Genomic DNA, 16578 nt, shown 5'->3' with positions numbered 1-16578 from the left:
AACCGGATCAGCCTCACGACGCCCGGTCCAATGCGTCAGCGACCTCACCGACGGTCAGGAACGGCAACGGAGCAAGGATCTTCGCCACCTGCGGCGCGAACGCCGGCGATCCGGCGATCACCTCGGCCGTCTCGCCGTCACTCACCAACTCGCCCTCGGCGAGCACCATCACCCGGGTGGCGACTTCAGCGACCATTTCGACGTCATGGGTCGACAACACGACAGCGTGTCCAGCCGCGGCCAACTCGCGCAGAATCGCCACCAGCCGTCGTTTGGCGCCGTAGTCCAGCCCGCGCGTCGGCTCGTCCAGCAACAGCAACGGCGGAGCACCACACAGTACGACGGCCAGCGCCAGACACAGCCGTTGTCCCTCCGAGAGGTCCCGCGGATGCAGGTCCAGAGCGACATCTGGTGCCAGCCGCTCGAGGAGAGCCCGGCAACTACCTGCGGGCACGTTGAAGTCCGAGTCCGCACTGGCGCACTCGTCTGCAACGGACGCGGCGTACAGGAGGTCAGCGGGCTCCTGTGGGACCAGTCCGACTGCCTTGACCAACCGGGATGGCTTCGTTCGACGCGGGTCGACTCCGGCCGCGAACGCGGTGCCGGAGCCGGCAGGCAGGATGCCGACGAGGGTGTTGAGCAGGGTGGATTTGCCGGCACCGTTGCGGCCCATGAGCGCGACGACCTCACCGGCCCTGATACTCAACGACACGCCGCGTAGGGCGGTGACGCTGCCGTAGCTCACCACCAGGTCCTTGCATTGCGCCAGCTCCTCACCCAGAGGCGCGACAACGCGGGAGGGCAAGGTGGAGTCGAGGCGGGACCTGAGCGACACGGCAGCACGTCGGGCGTCCCGTACAGACAGGGGGAGTGGCGACCATCCAGCCAGCCGTCCCAACTCCACCACCGGCGGTGCGACCGGTGCAGTCACCATTCGCTCAGCCGGCAACCCAGTAGAGACAGCAGCGGCACCACCCGGTACTTCGATCACCCGGTCGGCGTACTGGATTACTCGCTCCAGCCGGTGCTCGGCCAGCACCACAGTGACACCCAGGTCGTGCACGAGCCGCTGGAGCGCAGCCAGCACCTCTTCCGCAGCCTGTGGGTCCAGTGCGGACGTCGGCTCGTCCAGCACGAGTACGGCGGGATGCGACGTCAGAGCCGCGCCGATCGCAGTCCGCTGCCGCTGTCCGCCGGAGAGCGAAGTCAAAGCACGATCCCGTACGTCGGCCAACCCGAGCAGGTCCAGGGTCTCCTCGACCCGCCGTCGCATTACGTCCGGCGCTACGCCGAGAGACTCCATGCTGTACGCCAGCTCGTCCTCGACCGTGTCGGTGACGAACCCCGCCATCGGGTCCTGCCCGACCATCCCGACCACGTCCGCCAGGTCCCGCGGCCGGTACTCGCGGGTGTCGCGCCCGCCGACCAGCACTCGGCCGGCCAGCGTGCCGCCGGTGAAATGCGGCACCAGTCCGTTGATTGCCCGCAGCAACGTGGACTTGCCGGACCCGGTTCGCCCGATCACCAGTGCCAGCTCGCCTTCGGGCACGGTGAAGCTCACGTCCCGCAGAGCCGGCTCCTTGGCGCCGTCGTACGTCACCGTCACCCGGTCGAACTCGATCATGCGGCCGCCTTCTTCAACGGCGGTGCGGCCAGCGCAGGCACCAATCCGATCAGTACGCCGACAACCGGCAGCGGCGGAACCGGTGGGACCACCAACGGCCCATCCAGCAGCAGCCCATGCACTCCACGTACTGCGGCAGCCACCATGGCACCTGCGGCCACCACGCCGGCCGCTACGACCAGCCACTCGGGCAGAGCCCACGGGTCGGGTCGATAACGAGTCCGGGCGACCCGCTGCCGCCCAACTGCCATCGCACCGACCGCGAGCAACACGCCGACCGCCAACGCGCCAGCGGCGAGTGGGAAGGCCATGGAGTCGGTCAGCAATGCGTAGACGCCGAGCAGGATCCCCAGCAGTCCCAGCAGCACGCACAACGCGGTGAGTCGACGCTGAGCTCGCGGGGCTTGCGCCGTACGTCCGTAGCCGCGGGAGTCCATTGCGGCGGCGAGCTCGACCGACCGGTCCAGTGCACCTTCGAGCACCGGCATGGCCGTCGTACGGAAGGAGGCGCGAGTGCGGCCGCGCAGGCGGCGGGCGGCTCGGATCCGGCGGCCGTCCGTCACCAGCTGTGGCGCGAAGGTCAGCGCGACCACGCAGGCCACGCCCATCTCGTAGAGGGCCCCGGGCAACGACTTCAGCAGACGCCGCGGACTCGCCAGTGCGTTGGCCGCACCTACGCAACACAACATGACCGCTAGCTGACCACCGTCGTACAGAGCAGTCACCAGAGCCTCGGCCGTCACCTCTCCGCCGAGCTTGACGCCCGCAGCCCAGTCAGGCAAGGGAATCTGCGGCAGCGTGAAGAGCACAGTGTTGCCCTGCGCACGAGTCGACAGGAGCGCCTGCAGCACCACCCGGATGCCGATGACGAGCAGACCGAGCTTGAGGAACGCGGTGAAGCTGTGCGCCCACGGTGCATCGCTCCGGCGCGCCGACACCACGAATCCGGTCACAGCGAGGATGAGGACCAGTAGGACCGGGTTGCGGGTCCGGCTGGCCGCCACCGCCATGCAGAGCGCCCACAACCACCAGGCCCCCGGGTGGAGTGCCCGGGGGAGCGTCAGGTGATTGACGGCACGCACTTACTTGGCCGCGGTACGACGGCGGTTGAGGAAGAGACCACCGCCGGCCAGGAGAACGACAACCACCAAGGCGATGATGATGCCGGTCCACGGTGCCCCGCCATCATCTGACGAAGCAGGGGTGGCGGCCGGGGACTGTACGGCGGTGGAGCCCACAGCCGGGCCGACCTGGAGCGTCACGGCGGTATCAGTAGCGGGCACCTTGATGTTCTTGATCTGGTCGCCGCAGCCCTTGGACGGGTAGCCGGCGATCCCGCAGGTCAGACCCTTCTCGATCCGGACCGGTGCGACCGCGGCCAGAATCTGCGCGCCGTTCGACTTAGGGGCCGTCACCACGCAGGTGCCGGTGGCCGGAGCGGGCGTGTCACCGCTGACCGCATCCTCCGGCGTCCCCGAGTCGACGACCAGGGCGACCCGCTTCTTGCCGGTCTCGGCCGGGGTCTTGCCGCAGATCGCGTCGAAGTCGCCGGCAGCCCGCGGTACCCGCGGCTTCGCGCCGCCGACGGCGAACCGCCAGCCCTCGACGCCGCCGTCAGCCGGGACGAAGGCGTCGGCGCCCTTCTGCGAGAAGGCCCAGGAGCCGTTGGTCCACTGGTAGTAGCCCCAGAAGCGGTAGCCGTCCTCGGCCTGGGCTGTAGTTGCGACAGTCCCAGCCAACAGGAGACCCGCCAGCAGGCTGAAGACCAGTCGTACGGTCCGATGTGCAGTCATTCGAGTGTCCTCGTTCGGGCCGCAGCCCGGTGGAGGAGGTCCCGCCTGCACCGGCAGGGTAGGGGCTCCACCCGCGGACCACGGCGGGTAGGTGAGCCTGTCTGCCTGTGTCAGAGTGGTCCGGCTCGCCACCCCGAGCCAAAGTGCCGGGGTGGCCTACGGTTGCGGGTCAGCGCCGGACTTCGACCGGCTTCCCTGTGACGCAGGCGTGTGGTTCGACCGAACTCTACTCTGCCGAGGACAAACTCATCGGGCCGTAGACCTCGCGGCTGTCCTCCAGCAGGTACACCTGGCTGACGCCGCGGTCGGCCAGGTCGCGCCAGACCTCGCCCAGCCAGCTCTCCGCGTCACCCTGGGCCGAGAACTCGGCCCCGCCGACCTCACCCGGGTCGACCAGGGCACCGGAAGCGGTCTCGAACCGCCAGCTCCAGCTCATCACGCCACCCGGCTCTGCGGTGAGTTCTGCAGGGTCTTGGCCGGGTCACGCTCGACGATGCCGCCGAGGACCTCGTCGATCCGCTTCAGCAGCCCGTCGTCCAGCTTCACGCCGGAGGCCTTCACGTTCTCGGTGACCTGCTCGGGCCGGGAGGCGCCGACGATCGCGGAGGAGACGTTCGGGTTCTGCAGCACCCAGGCGACGGCCAGTTGCGACAGCGAGAGGCCGACCTCGTCCGCGATCGGCTTCAGCTCCTGGACCCGGGTCAGTACGTCGTCGGTCAGGAAGCGCTTGATGAAGTTCGCGCCGCCCTTCTCGTCGGTGGCCCGCGAGCCCTCCGGCGGCTGCTGACCGGGCAGGTACTTGCCGGTCAGCACACCTTGCGCGATTGGCGAGAACACCACCTGGCCGATGCCGAGTTCTTCCGAGGCAGGCACCACCTCGGCCTCGATCACCCGCCAGAGCATGCTGTACTGCGGCTGGTTTGAGACGAACGGGATCCGCAGCTCCCGGGCCAGCCGGTGGCCCTCCTGGAGCTGCTCGGCGGTCCACTCCGACACGCCGATGTACAGCGCCTTGCCCTGCCGGACGACATCGGCGAACGCCTCCATCGTCTCCTCCAGCGGCGTCTCGGTGTCGTACCGGTGCGCCTGGTAGAGGTCGACGTAGTCGGTCCCGAGCCGCTGCAGCGAGCCGTTGATCGACTCGAGGATGTGCTTGCGGGACAGGCCGGTGTCGTTCGGGCCCTTCGGGCCGGTCGGCCAGTAGACCTTGGTGAAGATCTCCAGCGACTCGCGTCGCTGCCCGGCCAGCGCCTCGCCGAGGACCGATTCGGCCGCGGTGTTGGCGTAGGTGTCGGCGGTGTCGAACGTGGTGATGCCGGCGTCCAGCGCCGCCTTCACACAGGCCCTGGCCTGGTCGTTCTCCACCTGGGAACCGTGCGTCAGCCAGTTCCCGTACGAGATCTCGCTGACCTTCAAACCACTGTTGCCGAGAAAGCGGAAGTCCATACCCCGACCCTACTTGAAGCCGCTGGGGTCAGGACGGCTTCTCGCCGCGCGCGACCATCGGCTTGGGCTGCCGCCAGCGGCGCATCTGCATGGTCCGCCGGACCGCGTAGAACCCGAGGCCCTTGGTCGACTCGTTCGGGAACTTCCGCGCGGCCGCCTTCCGCAGCCCGCCGGTGAGCAGGAACCAGTCCGCCCCGATCAGCAGGATCATCGCCAGGAACAGCAGGTTGACCATCCCGGCCAGCCACGGGAACTGCGGCGAGAACACCACCCCGACCAGCGAGACCACCAGGAGGATCGGCAGCGCGAACTCCATCACCGAGTACCGGGCGTCGACGTAGTCCCGGGCGAACCGCCGTACCGGGCCCTTGTCGGCCGCCGGCAGGTACCGGTCGTCGCCGGTCTGCATGGCCTGCTGCATCTTGGCCCGCTCGGTCCGCATCTTCTCCCGGCGGATCGCCGACGCCTCTTTGCGGTTGCGCGGCTTCTTGAACGTGGCCTTGCGGGCCGCCTCGGCTTCGCGGCGGCTCGGGGTGGGACGGCCCTTCCCGCCCGGCTTGGCCTGGGGTTCGCCGGGTACGGTGGTAGCTGTTTCAGACTTGGTACGTCGGAACACGGGGTCAGAACCTCATTCGCAGGGCAGGTCGCGACTCGGGGTGGTCCCCGGATCTCACCACTCCAAGTTTATAGGGACAGTATCGGGGCCGGTCCTGATGGTCTGGTGACCCACAGGGACATAGGGTGGATGACACGCACGCCGGGTCGTCAGTCCGGCACAGAAGGGGTACGGATATCGATGAGCATCTTCAGGCGGATGTCGACGATCTTCAAGGCCAAGGCGAACTCCGCCCTGGACAAGGCCGAGGATCCTCGCGAAACCCTTGACTACTCGTATCAGAAGCAGCTCGAGCTGCTGCAGAAGGTACGGCGGGGCGTGGCCGACGTGGCCACCAGTCGCAAGCGGGTGGAGCTGCAGGCCTCCCAGCTGCAGTCCCAGTCGGCCAAGCTGCAGGAGCAGGCCCAGAAGGCGCTCTCGATGGGCCGCGAGGACCTGGCCCGGGAGGCCCTGACCCGCAAGTCCGGGCTGCAGGGCCAGATCGACGACCTGACCACCCAGCACGCCCAGCTGCAGGGTGAGGAGGAGAAGCTCACGCTCGCCTCCCAGCGGCTGCAGGCCAAGGTCGAGTCGTTCCGGACCCGCAAGGAGACCATCAAGGCCACCTACACCGCGGCCGAGGCGCAGACCCGGATCAACGAGGCCTTCTCCGGCATCTCCGAGGAGATGAGCGACGTCGGTCTCGCGGTCCAGCGGGCCGAGGACAAGACCCAGCAGATGCAGGCCCGGGCCGGCGCGATCGACGAGCTGCTCGCCTCCGGCGCGCTCGACGACGCCAGCGGCACGGTGAAGGACAACATCAGCCTGGAGCTGGACCGGATGTCGTCCGGCTCCGACGTGGAGAACGAGCTGGCCGCGATGAAGGCTCAGCTCTCCGGCGGCAGCAGTGCGCCGAAGGAGCTCGCCGGTGAGGGCCAGCAGCCCGCCCAGCAACCCGCCCAGCAGCCAGTGCAGCAGCCGGCCGCCGAGCCGGCGCGACCTCAGGACGGAGATGTTCGGTGATCGTTCGCATCATGGGTGAAGGTCAGTGGCGACTGGCCGACGACAAGCTGGACGCGCTCAACGCGGTCGACGGCGACCTGGAGAAGGCCGTGTCGTCCGCCGACGAGACGGCGTACCAGGCCGCCTTCGTGGCGTTGCTGGACTTCGTCCGGTCCGGTGAGAAGGTGCCGGACGACGAGCTGCACGACTCCGACGCGATCCTGCCGCCGTCGGACAGCTCGCTGGCCGAGATGCGCGAGCTGATCAGCGGCGACGGCCTGATCGCCGGCTGATCACTTCCAGTAGTCGAACCGTAGTAAAACAAGGCCTCCGGGGCCCCGAATCGGGGTCCCGGAGGCCTTTTCCTGGGAGTCCGATGGCACGCGGGTAAACACTCGCCATCAGTGCTGTTGCAGTTGTCAATCACGTAGTACTGTCTGGGACACGCCGTTGTGGGGGCGGCGTTGGACGAGGTCCGTGACGGGGTGTGGGTTGGTCACGGGGTTCGCTGTACACCTGTGGGGGGTGGCTGTGCGTGACTGAATTCGTCATGTCTGAGGGGTTAGCCGATCCAGCTGATTTGCGGCCGGCGCCGTCGGGGGAGCGTCGCCGGCCGGTCTGGGTGGTCCCGGACGAGGTGCCGGCAGTGTTGCCGCGCTCGGCCCGGTACACCGAGAAGCGCTGGGTAGCGAGATATCGGCGAGCTTCGCTGGCGTCGGACCTCGGCGCCGGGGTGATCGGCGCCGCGCTGGCGCTGGTGGCCCGGTTCGGGGCCCAGATCAACCTTGGATACTTCGTGCTGGGGGTGCTGCTGCCGTTCGTCTGGGTGGCTTGCGTCTCTTTGCAGCGGGGCTACGAGACCCGGTACTTCGGTACCGGGCCGGAAGAGTTCCGCTCGATCATCCGGGCCGCCGTGGCGCTGACCGCCGTCGTGGCGATCACGTCGTACGCGACCAAGAGCGAGGTTGCTCGTGGTTTCGTCGTACTGGCGGTCCCGATGACCTGTGTGGCGGCGATGGTCGGCCGCTGGATCCTGCACCGGCAGATCTCCTGGCGGCGTTTCGCCGGCCGGTGCATGCGCCGGGTACTTGTTGTCGGACGCAACGACCAGGTGACCACGCTGAAGAAGCACCTGGAGGAGCGGCCGTCCGACGGGTACGTCGTGGTGGCGAGCTGCCTGCCACGCGGTGATGTGTTCGAGGAACCCGGGTTCGAGCGGCTGGGCCGCACGGACATGGACATCCTGGCCGGTGTCGACCAGTACGACGTGGAAATCGTCGCGGTCGCCGCCGACCCGGAGCTCGCCGGGCACTCGCTGCGCAAGCTGTCCTGGGCGCTCGAGCAGCGCGGGGTCGAGCTGATCGTCTCGCCGGGCATCGTCGAGGTCGCCGGTCCGCGGATCTCGATCCGTCCGGTCGCCGGCCTGTCGCTGCTGCACCTGGAGCGGCCGTCGGTGAGCGGTGGACCGCACATGCTGAAGGGCATCTTCGACCGGGTGGTCGGCTGCCTGATGCTGCTCGGTGTGTCGCCGATCCTGCTGGTCACCGCGATCCTGGTGAAGCTCACCAGCCGTGGGCCGGTGCTGTTCCGGCAGACCCGGGTGGGTCGCGGCGGCGAACAGTTCCAGATGCTGAAGTTCCGCACGATGGTGGCCGACGCCGAAGCACGCAAGGCCGAGCTGCACGCGCTGAACGAAGGCAACGGGATCCTGTTCAAGGTCCGCAACGACCCGCGGATCACCAGGGTCGGCAAGTACCTGCGCCGATTCTCGATCGACGAGCTGCCGCAACTGGTGAACGTGCTCCGGGGGGACATGTCACTGGTCGGTCCGCGGCCGCCGCTACCGGCCGAGGTCGCGCAGTACGCGATCGACGACGCGCGGCGGATGCTCGTGAAGCCAGGCCTGACCGGCCTGTGGCAGGTCAGCGGGCGCAGTGACCTGACCTGGGAGGAGTCCATGCGGCTCGACCTCCGGTACGCCGACAACTGGTCGATCGCGCTGGACCTGCTCATCTTGTGGAAGACCGCTCGCGCGGTGCTGGGGAGCGCCGGCGCGTACTGAGCGGTGCTGTTAACGGGGTATCTAGAGCTGTGCATTCCCGAGGGGGGAATTCGTGACTGCTGTACTGGAAGGATCAACTGTGGCCCGGTCGGAGGCCGCGACTCTGGTGATCCAGGCCGCGGCCGGGGACCAGGGTGCCTGGAGCCGGTTGGTCGACCACTATGCACGGCTCGTCTGGGCCGTTACCCGCAGCTTCCGGCTGAGCGACAGCGACGCCGCTGACGTTTCTCAGATGGTCTGGCTGCGGTTGCTCGAGCACATCAACCGGGTCGACCCCGAGCGGGTCGGCGCCTGGCTGGTCGTCACCACTCGCCGGGAATGCCTGCGGGTACTGGCGTTCCGCAAGCGGGTGCTGCTGACCTACGAGGCGACCGTGTTCGAGGGTCAGGCCGGTGACCAGCCCGAGCTGGACGCCAATCTGCTGGCCGGCGAACGTGCCGTCGACGTACGCAAGGCGCTGGAGAGCCTGCCGGACCGCTGGCAACAGCTGCTCGGCATGTTGATGGCCGACCCGCCGGCGCCGTACGCCGAGATCTCCGCGACGATCGGGATCCCGATCGGCAGCATCGGCCCGATCCGGGGCCGTTGCCTGGAGAAGCTCAGACTGCTGCTTGCCTCCTGAGGCAGCAGCCCGCCCGGTTCGGGCCCGCTGGGATCAGCACTGAGAGATCAGAGCATGATCCAGGCGGTCCGGACCGGGCGTTGTGCGCTGCCCGGCCACCGGAGCAGGAAGCTCACCAACCGCGCCGCGTCCGGCCCGTCGGTGTTGTCGCCACGGGACTCGACCACGACCGGACCGGACGGCGAGACCCGCAGCTCGACGGTCAGGTCGGTCTGTCCGTGCACGGAGACGTCCAGCGTGATGCCGTGACCCGAGAACCGCAGCCGCCGGATGTCACCGGTGCCAGGCGCGTCGACGATGCTGTCGAAGACCAGGTCGAGTACCTCGAGGTCGCGCTCGTGCCGCCCGAACGCGGCATAGCCGACCGAACGGAGCAGCGCGATCTGCTCGTGGACGGCACGTTCCGGAGGCCCGATCATCAGCGCTCCGTCACCTTGATCACGCTGTCGGAGTCCTGCCCGTACGGCGCGCCCTGCCAGGAGGCCCAGTTCGCCCGGTTCCCCTGCTCGTGCACGATGAAGTTCCACGGACCGGCGTAGGTGTTGTTGAAGAACCGGTTGCCCTGGTGGAACGTGATCGCGTCCTGGATGACGGCGTTCTTGTACGGCGACCACTTCGGGAACGTGCCCCAGTTGGAGAACAGGCCGTTGAACCCGCAGCCGGAGCCGGCCACGCAGGTCTTCCCGATGTTGTCCGGGTCGAGGGAGAAGACGTTGTCGTGCACCCGCACGTTCTGCGTCTTCCATCGGCAGTCGCTGATGTACGGCTGGGTGTTGATGGTGGTCGCGTTGCAGGTCTTGGCCGTGACGACCGACGGGTTGACCAGCGTGCCCGAACCGGTGCTGGTGTTGGCCGCCGACCCGGCGAACCGGTCGGCGTTCTCCCACAGGATCACGCCCGCCCAGTTGTCGGTGAAGACGTTCCCGCTGATCTCGAAGGTCTGGTTGAACACGCCCGGCGCCCGCTGGTCGCTGCCGGACTCGGAGATGTACAGCGCGGGCGTCGGGAAGCCCTTGTTCTGCGGGCCTTTGCCGAGGCCGTTGCGGACGAACGTGTTGCCGCGGATCCCGGCGTTGTAGCTGGTCTCGTAGATCAGGCCCTCGGCCAGGTTGCCGGAGATGTAGTTGCCCTCGATCACGAAGCCGGTGTTGTTGGTGTCCGCCCACAGTCCGGCGCTGTGGTTGTCGTGCACCCAGTTGCCGCGGACGATCGCGCCGGTGACCTCCCAGAACTTGCCACCGCCGGTGCAGCCGCAGCCGCCCTTGAGATTCTCCCAGTCGTCGGTGTTGTTGCCCGCGATCTCGTTGTGATCGACGGTGATGCCGGACACCTTGCCCGGGTTGTAGGCGCTGAAGCCGTACTGCCCGTTCTGCTGCAGACAGTTGCCACGGACAACGTTGTGGTCGCCGATCATCACGCCGGCGCCGGCGTTGTGCTGGATCGTGTTCGCCTGCACCGTCCAGCGGGCGGCCGAGTCGTGGTTCACCACGCCCTCGTCGTTGTTGGTCCGGGGCGGGCCGAAGTTCTGGATGGTCAGGTTCTTCACCGTGACCCCGGTGGCGTAGCCGGTGAAGGCGTACCGGTTCAGCTTCCCGCCGTCGAGGATCGCTCCGGGCGCCCCGACGTACACGTTGCCGTCCTTCGGGATGACCTGGGCGAACTGCGCGGTGCCGAGCCGGTGCGTGCCCGGCGACAGCCAGAAGGTGGTGCCGGCTGGGTTGTGGGTGGTGAGGTCGTTCAGGTTCTGGCTCGTGCTGACCACGACCGCGCCGGCCGGCGCCGTGGCCGGGCCGGCCAGCGCGCTCTCGACCCCGCAGATCTTCGCGGGAGGTGCGGTCGGTGCCTTCGGTGCGGCGCTGGCCGTGGAGGTCGGGGCCGCGGACGCGGTGGGCTGGGCGTTGGCGGACGCGTTGTCGTCCTTGAAGACGGAGATCCCGCCGGCGACCAGGGCGGCGGCCACGACGAGACCTCCGGCGGCGAGCACGGGCGGACGGCGGTACCACGTGCGTCCGGCGGCCGGCGTACGGCGCTCGGTGGCGTTTCCTTCGGGGGGTCCTTCGGGGGGCATGGCGTCCTCGAACTCAACGATGGGCGGTAACGGGGTGTTCGATCGCGTACCGGTAGATCTCGAGCAGCTGTTCGATGCTCTGCCGCGGCTGGTGTTTCGTCTCGTACGTCGTCCGTGCCTGCCGGCCGAGCTCGTCGTACCGGGCCGGGGACGCATCCACGTCGAGCAGCAGCTTGGCGAGCGCGTCCGGGCGACCCGGCTCGAACAGGGCGCCGTCGACGCCGTCGGTGATCAGTTCCGGGAACGACCCGTGGCCCGAGGCCAGCGGGGGCACGCCGACCGCCATCGCCTCGATCACCACCAGGCCGAACGTTTCTTCCCACTCCGAGGGCAGTACGACTCCGCGGGACAGGCTGATCAGCTCGAACACCTGATGCTTGTCCATCAGCCCGCGGAGCTCGACGGACGGGCGGGTGGCCGCCCAGGCGGTCACCTCGTCCAGCATTGGGCCGCCGCCGGCGATCACCAGCCGGAGCGCGTCGTCGCCGGCGACCGCGCGGTAGGCGTCCCAGCCCTTCATCAGCAGGGGAGCGCCCTTGGCCGCGTCGAGGCGGCCGACGTACGCCACCTGCCGGTCCCGTGGCCCGGCGACCGGACCGTCGTACGGAACGACGTTGGGCTTCACGAACGTCCGGTCCGGATCGAAGTCCATCGCGGCCAGCAGCCGGCGCTGTGACTCGGAGATGAAGATGTACGCCGAAACCAGGCGGCGCCAAGTCCGTCGATGGGCCCGTGCGTTGAGTACCGTCGTCGACGTCGCCAGCGCGGATCCCCGGTAGCAGCGGTGGACGACTGCGGCTGTCGGGTTGCCCCCGGCGCAGTCGTGGCAGACCTGCCCGTCGCGGAAGAAGTCGCCGCTGGCGCACAGCAGCTTGTAGTTGTGCAGCGTGATCACCGCCGGCACGCCGGCCGCGCGGCACGCGTACAGCACGGACGGGCTGAGCAGCGGGAACGTGTTGTGGATGTGGACGACGTCTGGCCGGTCCGCGGCCAGTGTCGCCGCCAGGTCGCGCCGGGTCGACGGGTTCCAGACGACCCGGCCGGGCAGCGTCGCCTTCTGCCACGTCGGCCAGTTCTCGATGTCGTCGCTGTGCCGCTCGAAGTGCCGGACGTCGTGGCCGAGCGCGGCCAGCGCCTCGCTCTCCTGATCGACCACCCGGTTCTCACCGCTGGGTGCGGTCGACCGATATCTGTTGTGTACCAGCAGAATCTTCATCGCGGTCCCTCACGGGTCGACGTGTTGTAGACGAGTGACGCCGCCAGCGTCAGGTCGAGCAGGTACGACGACGCCTCGCTCAGCCCGCTCTCGGTGAACGAGGCGACCACGCAGTACGCCACCAGGAACAGGGCGATGGCCCGGTGCGGACCCTGCGGCCGGAACCAGGCCGCGATCAGGACGAACAGCACGAGCATGATCGTGATCGCGATCCCGACCAGCCCGACGTCGTAGTACGTGCCGAGCCAGTTGCTGTCGATCGGCAGGCCGTTGAAGGATTTGTTGGACAGCCCGAAGCCGAACAGGGTCTCGAAGGTGGTCCGCGGTTGGGCCAGGATCGCGTCCCAGACGAGCTTGCGCCCGGTCAGTGCGCCGAGCTCCTGGGCGTCCTGGCCGCGGGCGAGCCAGGTCGTCACCACCGAGCTGAGGGTGAGTGCTCCGACCGAGAAGACGACGATGCCGATGGCGAACGCCTTGCGGACCCTTGACCGCCCGGTGAACAGGCTCAGCCCAGCGATCAGCAGGCCGACCACTAGTGCGAGCAGTGCGGTGCGGGTGTGCGTCAGCAGCAGGACCGGGATGCACACGGCCACGCTGGTGAAGGCGATCCCGCGGCGGAGGTGGCCGGACATCCAGAGCACGACCGACAGGCCGGCGGCCACCGCGGTGTAGTGCCCGACCTGGGTGGGCGGGATCGGCCAGAGGACGCCGGCGAGCCGGTTCTCGGTCATCGCGAGGCCTGGCGCGACGAGCAGACCGAGGACCACCGAGGCGACGATCGCCCACAGAACCATGAGGTGCGTCCGCAGCAGCAGCAGGTCGCGCCGCGGCCACCACGGCGTCAGCAACCACAGCACCAGAGCGAATCCGCACAGCCGTCCGGCCCTGAACAGCGCACCAAACAGGAACTCCGCCCGGACACTGGCCAGCAGCCCTTCCGCGGCCAGCAGCATCACCAGGAAGACGAAGACGCTCGGCCGGATCCGGACCGGCCGGTTCACCGACAACGCCATCACCAGCGCACCGATCAGCGCCCCCTGCGCGATCAGCTTGCCGAGCGATCCCGGAATGGGCAGGATGTGCGGCGCGCCCGGGAAGAACGTCATCACGTTCAGCACCAGCAGCGCCCAGGCCATCTGCACCCGTCGACGTCGCCGTACCTCCGGCGCGACGACGCGCCGGGTGGGGCGGTGGCTGAGCCGGGTGGTCAGCTGGCTACCGAGGCGGGTGGTGATCGTCGTCATCGGCGGAACATCTCGACGTCCACGGTCAATGGCCGACCAGCCTCGGTCTCGGAGATGCCGATGCCTTCGTCGGTGCGGTCCGGGCGGAGGACCACGGCGGTGTCGATGTCCAGTCCGGCCAGCCGCAGCATCTCGCCGGTGGCCTGGATCTTGGTGGTGGTCGACTGCCCCGCGGTGACCACGACGGCGGCGTGCGACGCCCAGGTGGCCAGGTGATCGGCGCCGAGCTCCGGCTTCAAGGTGCTGAGGCTGAGTACGACGTCGGCGACCTCCCAGGCCGAGTCGAGCGCGATGTCGCCGGAGGTGGCCGGCCGGTTGTTGTCGCTCAGGTGCAGGTAGCAACCCTGCCCCGGGCCGCCGGTCTGGTCGGGGCGGTGCACGTCGACGCGCTGGCCGGGCTGGCTGAACCGGGACTCGTGCGTGCCGGGAGTCGTGACCCCGAGCATGGTCGCGAGCCGGCCGGACTCGGTCAGGTCGGCGACCAGGACGTGCCTGCCGTCCTCGGCCAGTGCCATCGCCAGTGAAGCCACCACGAGCGAACAGGTGTTGACGTCGTCGACGCTGACCACCGTCATCGCCGGCGTCGGGTGCTCACCCCAGAAGATCCGCTGGTCCAGGTGCTGCGTCATCAGCCGCACCTCCGGCTGCCGCCGCTGCGAGGCGCGCAGGTAGCGCGGACGCGGCAGCATCTGCCAACGCGAGGGACGCGGGCTGCTCAGCCGGATCCGGGAACCCAGCACCAGAGCGATGTCCTGGCGCTTCCACAGCCGGTCGGAGATCAGCGCCCGCACGATGACGAACGCGAGGCCGATGAACAGCCCTGCGATCAGGCCGGTGCCGGCGTTGATCGCCAGGGTGCGCTTCGCCGAGACCGGCACCGGCGCGGCCACGTCGAGCATCCGGCTGCTGTTCATCCGCAACGCCTCGACACTCGAGTCGAGCAGCTGCTGCCGGACGTAGACGACCTGGTCCCGGGCGGCGCCGAGCCGGACGCCCTCCGGGCTGTTCGGGTGCTTCAGTTCGCTCGCCGTCGGGTCGTCACCAGTGGCCCGGACCGCTTGCTCGGCGACGGCCAGGTTGTTCTGCGCCGTGGTCAGGTCGCGTTGCAGCGGTGCGTCCTGCAAGGCGATCTGCTCCTTGCGGTAGATCAGGAAGACCTGCGCGATGACCGTGGCCAGCTTGGTCGCGTCGTCGCTGGTCTTTCCCGCCGCGGTGATCTCGAGGATCCGGTCGGTCTTGGGGACGACGGTGTACTCCTTGAGCAGGTCGTCCTGGCTGATCTGCAGCTTGAGCAGGTCGATCACGCGCTGCGCCACGGTGTGCGTGGTCGCCAGCGTGGCGTCCGTGGCCATCGCCTTGGCCGGGTCCTCACCGTCGCGGTGGGTGATCAGCAGCCGGGTCGACGACAGGTCCGGAGCCGCGATCACGAAGGTGGACGCGAGCCCGCCGAGGAAGCCGACCAGCGCGACCACGACCCAGATCCGCAGGTGCCGGCGGATGGCGTCGCGGAGGAAGCGCAGTGTGACCAGTGCCTCCGGCGGGTGCGCGTTCGTCGGCTGGTCGTCGAACATCCCGTCGTCGTCGGCCCAGGCCGGCTCGCTCACCACTGGCTCGGTGTACGGCTGGTTGCTCATTTGGTCCTCCTCGCGGTGCCGCTCAGGAGAGTGGGCAGCCGCGAGCTGGACCGGCGCATCGACTGGGAGACGCGCCCGATGGTGCGATCCGTCGGGTCCGGATCGGTGACGACGATGCCGTCGATGGTGCGGTCGTCGGCGGCGGCCGCGACCGCGAGCCGGGCGAGTTCCTCGGCCGTCACGGTGCCGGCCGACAGCGCCACGATCGTGTTGCTGGTCGACTCGGAGCCGACCACGATCGGCTCTTCCCGGTCGACGACGATCAGGTGGATGTTCAGCGTGGTGTCACCGGAGGGTTCCTGGTGCGAGTCGACCACGATCGAGGTCGTGATGCCGATTGAGGTCGCGAGTGCGGCCAGCTGCGGACCGAGTGGCAGCGCCTTGTCGTCGCCGGCGAACGAGATGACAGCCAGCGAGACCGGGCCCTGGCCTTTCACGTCCAGGCCGAGGTGGTGCAGGGTTTTACGCAGGCCCCACGCCTCGACAGCTGTCGGCGAGTAATGCTCCAGCAGATAAGCCCAGTCCGACACGTCGTTCGCCTGGTACGACGAGACCGACGCGAGCACCGGAAGTCCGACCGCGTCCGCGATCTCGTCCCGCAGCCGAAGCCGCCGATCGCCACGTTCCTTGGCCAGTACGCCGATCGATCCGGCCACCGCGCCGATCAGGGCGCCGAGCAGTCCGTAGATGCCGAGGTGAATCGGCATGTTTCCACCACGTGCGGTTGTCGCCTGCTCCAGCACCCGTGCCCCCGTTTTTTTCCCCAGATCGCCGGGCAGGTTCTGGTCCGTGGTGACGAAGACCAGATAAACCCCGGCAACAGCGTTCGCCAGTGCCATCGACTGGCCGGCCGTCGTTCCCTTGGCGTCGATCTTGATGACGTCGTCGGTGACGGCGGTGACCTTGACCCGGCTGCGGACGACGTCGGTCGACAGCGGCGGGTTCAGGTTCTGCCCGGCGCTCTTCAGCACCGGCTCGCTCTCCGCGATGTACACCTGCGTGTCGGTGCTCTGCGTACCGGCGGCCTTCTCCGCGTCGGTCGTCGGCGCCGGCGGCAGCACCACCAGCGAGGTGGCGGTGTGGAGGGGCGGCACCAGGAACCCGGCCGCGACTCCGCCGATCAGCCCGACCGCCGCCACGGCCGCCACGATCCATCGATGTCTGCGGATTGCCCGCCAGGACTTCTTGACGTCGAGCTGCTGTGCGCTCACAGTCCCCTCCAGTCGAACGCCACTGAATTGTCTTGTTAATAGAGGGCGGCGGGCGGAGGCT

At 68.7% G+C, this 16578-nt stretch carries 16 protein-coding genes; 4 read left to right on the top strand and 12 right to left on the bottom strand.

What is annotated here, in order from left to right; all coding sequences use genetic code 11:
- Positions 1–13: 13 nt before the first annotated feature.
- The 6 genes from EV650_RS11765 to EV650_RS11740 all read right to left on the bottom strand — a co-directional run bounded on the left by EV650_RS11765 (position 14) and on the right by EV650_RS11740 (position 5479).
- Positions 14–1624: an ABC transporter ATP-binding protein gene (locus EV650_RS11765; protein ID WP_134118187.1), complete on the bottom strand. Its 1611-nt coding sequence runs from the start codon at positions 1622–1624 to the stop codon at positions 14–16.
- On the bottom strand, positions 1621–2706 hold the full coding sequence (locus EV650_RS11760) for a CbiQ family ECF transporter T component (RefSeq protein WP_134118185.1): 1086 nt from the start codon (positions 2704–2706) through the stop codon (positions 1621–1623). The genes EV650_RS11765 and EV650_RS11760 overlap by 4 nt, the downstream gene beginning before the upstream one ends.
- Positions 2707–3417 (bottom strand): SCO2322 family protein, encoded by a 711-nt coding sequence (locus EV650_RS11755; RefSeq protein WP_134118183.1) that lies wholly within the window; start codon positions 3415–3417, stop codon positions 2707–2709. It abuts the gene before it with no gap.
- 226 nt (positions 3418–3643) lie between these two features.
- Positions 3644–3853 carry a hypothetical protein gene (locus EV650_RS11750; protein WP_166678090.1) on the bottom strand — a complete coding sequence of 70 codons (210 nt, stop codon included), beginning with the start codon at positions 3851–3853 and terminating at the stop codon, positions 3644–3646.
- Positions 3853–4863, bottom strand: a complete 1011-nt coding sequence (locus EV650_RS11745; protein ID WP_134118181.1) for an aldo/keto reductase family protein — start codon at positions 4861–4863, stop codon at positions 3853–3855. The genes EV650_RS11750 and EV650_RS11745 overlap by 1 nt, the downstream gene beginning before the upstream one ends.
- Positions 4864–4891: 28 nt before the next feature.
- Positions 4892–5479, bottom strand: coding sequence for a DUF3043 domain-containing protein (locus EV650_RS11740; RefSeq protein WP_134118179.1), 588 nt, complete (start codon positions 5477–5479; stop codon positions 4892–4894).
- Positions 5480–5659: 180 nt separating this feature from the next.
- Between EV650_RS11740 and EV650_RS11735 the strand changes: the two genes are divergently transcribed.
- The 4 genes from EV650_RS11735 to EV650_RS11720 all read left to right on the top strand — a co-directional run bounded on the left by EV650_RS11735 (position 5660) and on the right by EV650_RS11720 (position 9144).
- Positions 5660–6481: a PspA/IM30 family protein gene (locus EV650_RS11735; protein WP_134118176.1), complete on the top strand. Its 822-nt coding sequence runs from the start codon at positions 5660–5662 to the stop codon at positions 6479–6481.
- On the top strand, positions 6478–6753 hold the full coding sequence (gene pspAA, locus EV650_RS11730) for a PspA-associated protein PspAA (RefSeq protein ID WP_134118174.1): 276 nt from the start codon (positions 6478–6480) through the stop codon (positions 6751–6753). The genes EV650_RS11735 and pspAA overlap by 4 nt, the downstream gene beginning before the upstream one ends.
- Before the next feature lie 242 nt (positions 6754–6995).
- Positions 6996–8522 carry a sugar transferase gene (locus EV650_RS11725; RefSeq protein ID WP_238174159.1) on the top strand — a complete coding sequence of 509 codons (1527 nt, stop codon included), beginning with the start codon at positions 6996–6998 and terminating at the stop codon, positions 8520–8522.
- Positions 8523–8601: 79 nt separating this feature from the next.
- Positions 8602–9144, top strand: coding sequence for an RNA polymerase sigma factor (locus EV650_RS11720; RefSeq protein ID WP_166678089.1), 543 nt, complete (start codon positions 8602–8604; stop codon positions 9142–9144).
- A gap of 47 nt (positions 9145–9191) precedes the next feature.
- Here EV650_RS11720 and EV650_RS11715 read toward each other — a convergent pair whose 3' ends face one another.
- From EV650_RS11715 to EV650_RS11690, 6 genes are read right to left on the bottom strand one after another with little or no spacing between them, the layout of a single operon-like run.
- Positions 9192–9563 carry a hypothetical protein gene (locus EV650_RS11715; protein ID WP_134118170.1) on the bottom strand — a complete coding sequence of 124 codons (372 nt, stop codon included), beginning with the start codon at positions 9561–9563 and terminating at the stop codon, positions 9192–9194.
- Complete coding sequence (locus tag EV650_RS11710; RefSeq protein ID WP_166678088.1) at positions 9563–11212, bottom strand: right-handed parallel beta-helix repeat-containing protein; 1650 nt, start codon at positions 11210–11212, stop codon at positions 9563–9565. Before EV650_RS11710 ends, EV650_RS11715 begins: the two co-directional genes overlap by 1 nt.
- A 13-nt stretch (positions 11213–11225) precedes the next feature.
- The gene (locus EV650_RS11705) at positions 11226–12428 is read right to left on the bottom strand and encodes a glycosyltransferase (protein WP_134118166.1); all 1203 of its coding nucleotides are present in this window, start codon (positions 12426–12428) and stop codon (positions 11226–11228) included.
- Positions 12425–13672 (bottom strand): O-antigen ligase family protein, encoded by a 1248-nt coding sequence (locus EV650_RS11700; protein WP_134118164.1) that lies wholly within the window; start codon positions 13670–13672, stop codon positions 12425–12427. The genes EV650_RS11705 and EV650_RS11700 overlap by 4 nt, the downstream gene beginning before the upstream one ends.
- Entirely contained in the window at positions 13669–15306 is a 1638-nt protein-coding gene (locus EV650_RS11695; protein ID WP_134118162.1) for a YveK family protein, read from the bottom strand. The genes EV650_RS11700 and EV650_RS11695 overlap by 4 nt, the downstream gene beginning before the upstream one ends.
- Positions 15303–16517 (bottom strand): Wzz/FepE/Etk N-terminal domain-containing protein, encoded by a 1215-nt coding sequence (locus tag EV650_RS11690; protein ID WP_134118160.1) that lies wholly within the window; start codon positions 16515–16517, stop codon positions 15303–15305. The genes EV650_RS11695 and EV650_RS11690 overlap by 4 nt, the downstream gene beginning before the upstream one ends.
- Positions 16518–16578 lie beyond the last annotated feature (61 nt).

It is taken from the genome of Kribbella kalugense (assembly GCF_004365875.1).
Taxonomy (GTDB): Bacteria; Actinomycetota; Actinomycetes; order Propionibacteriales; family Kribbellaceae; genus Kribbella; species Kribbella kalugense.
Note: the sequence above shows the minus strand (reverse complement) of the source record. Positions and strands in the feature narration are given on the sequence as shown.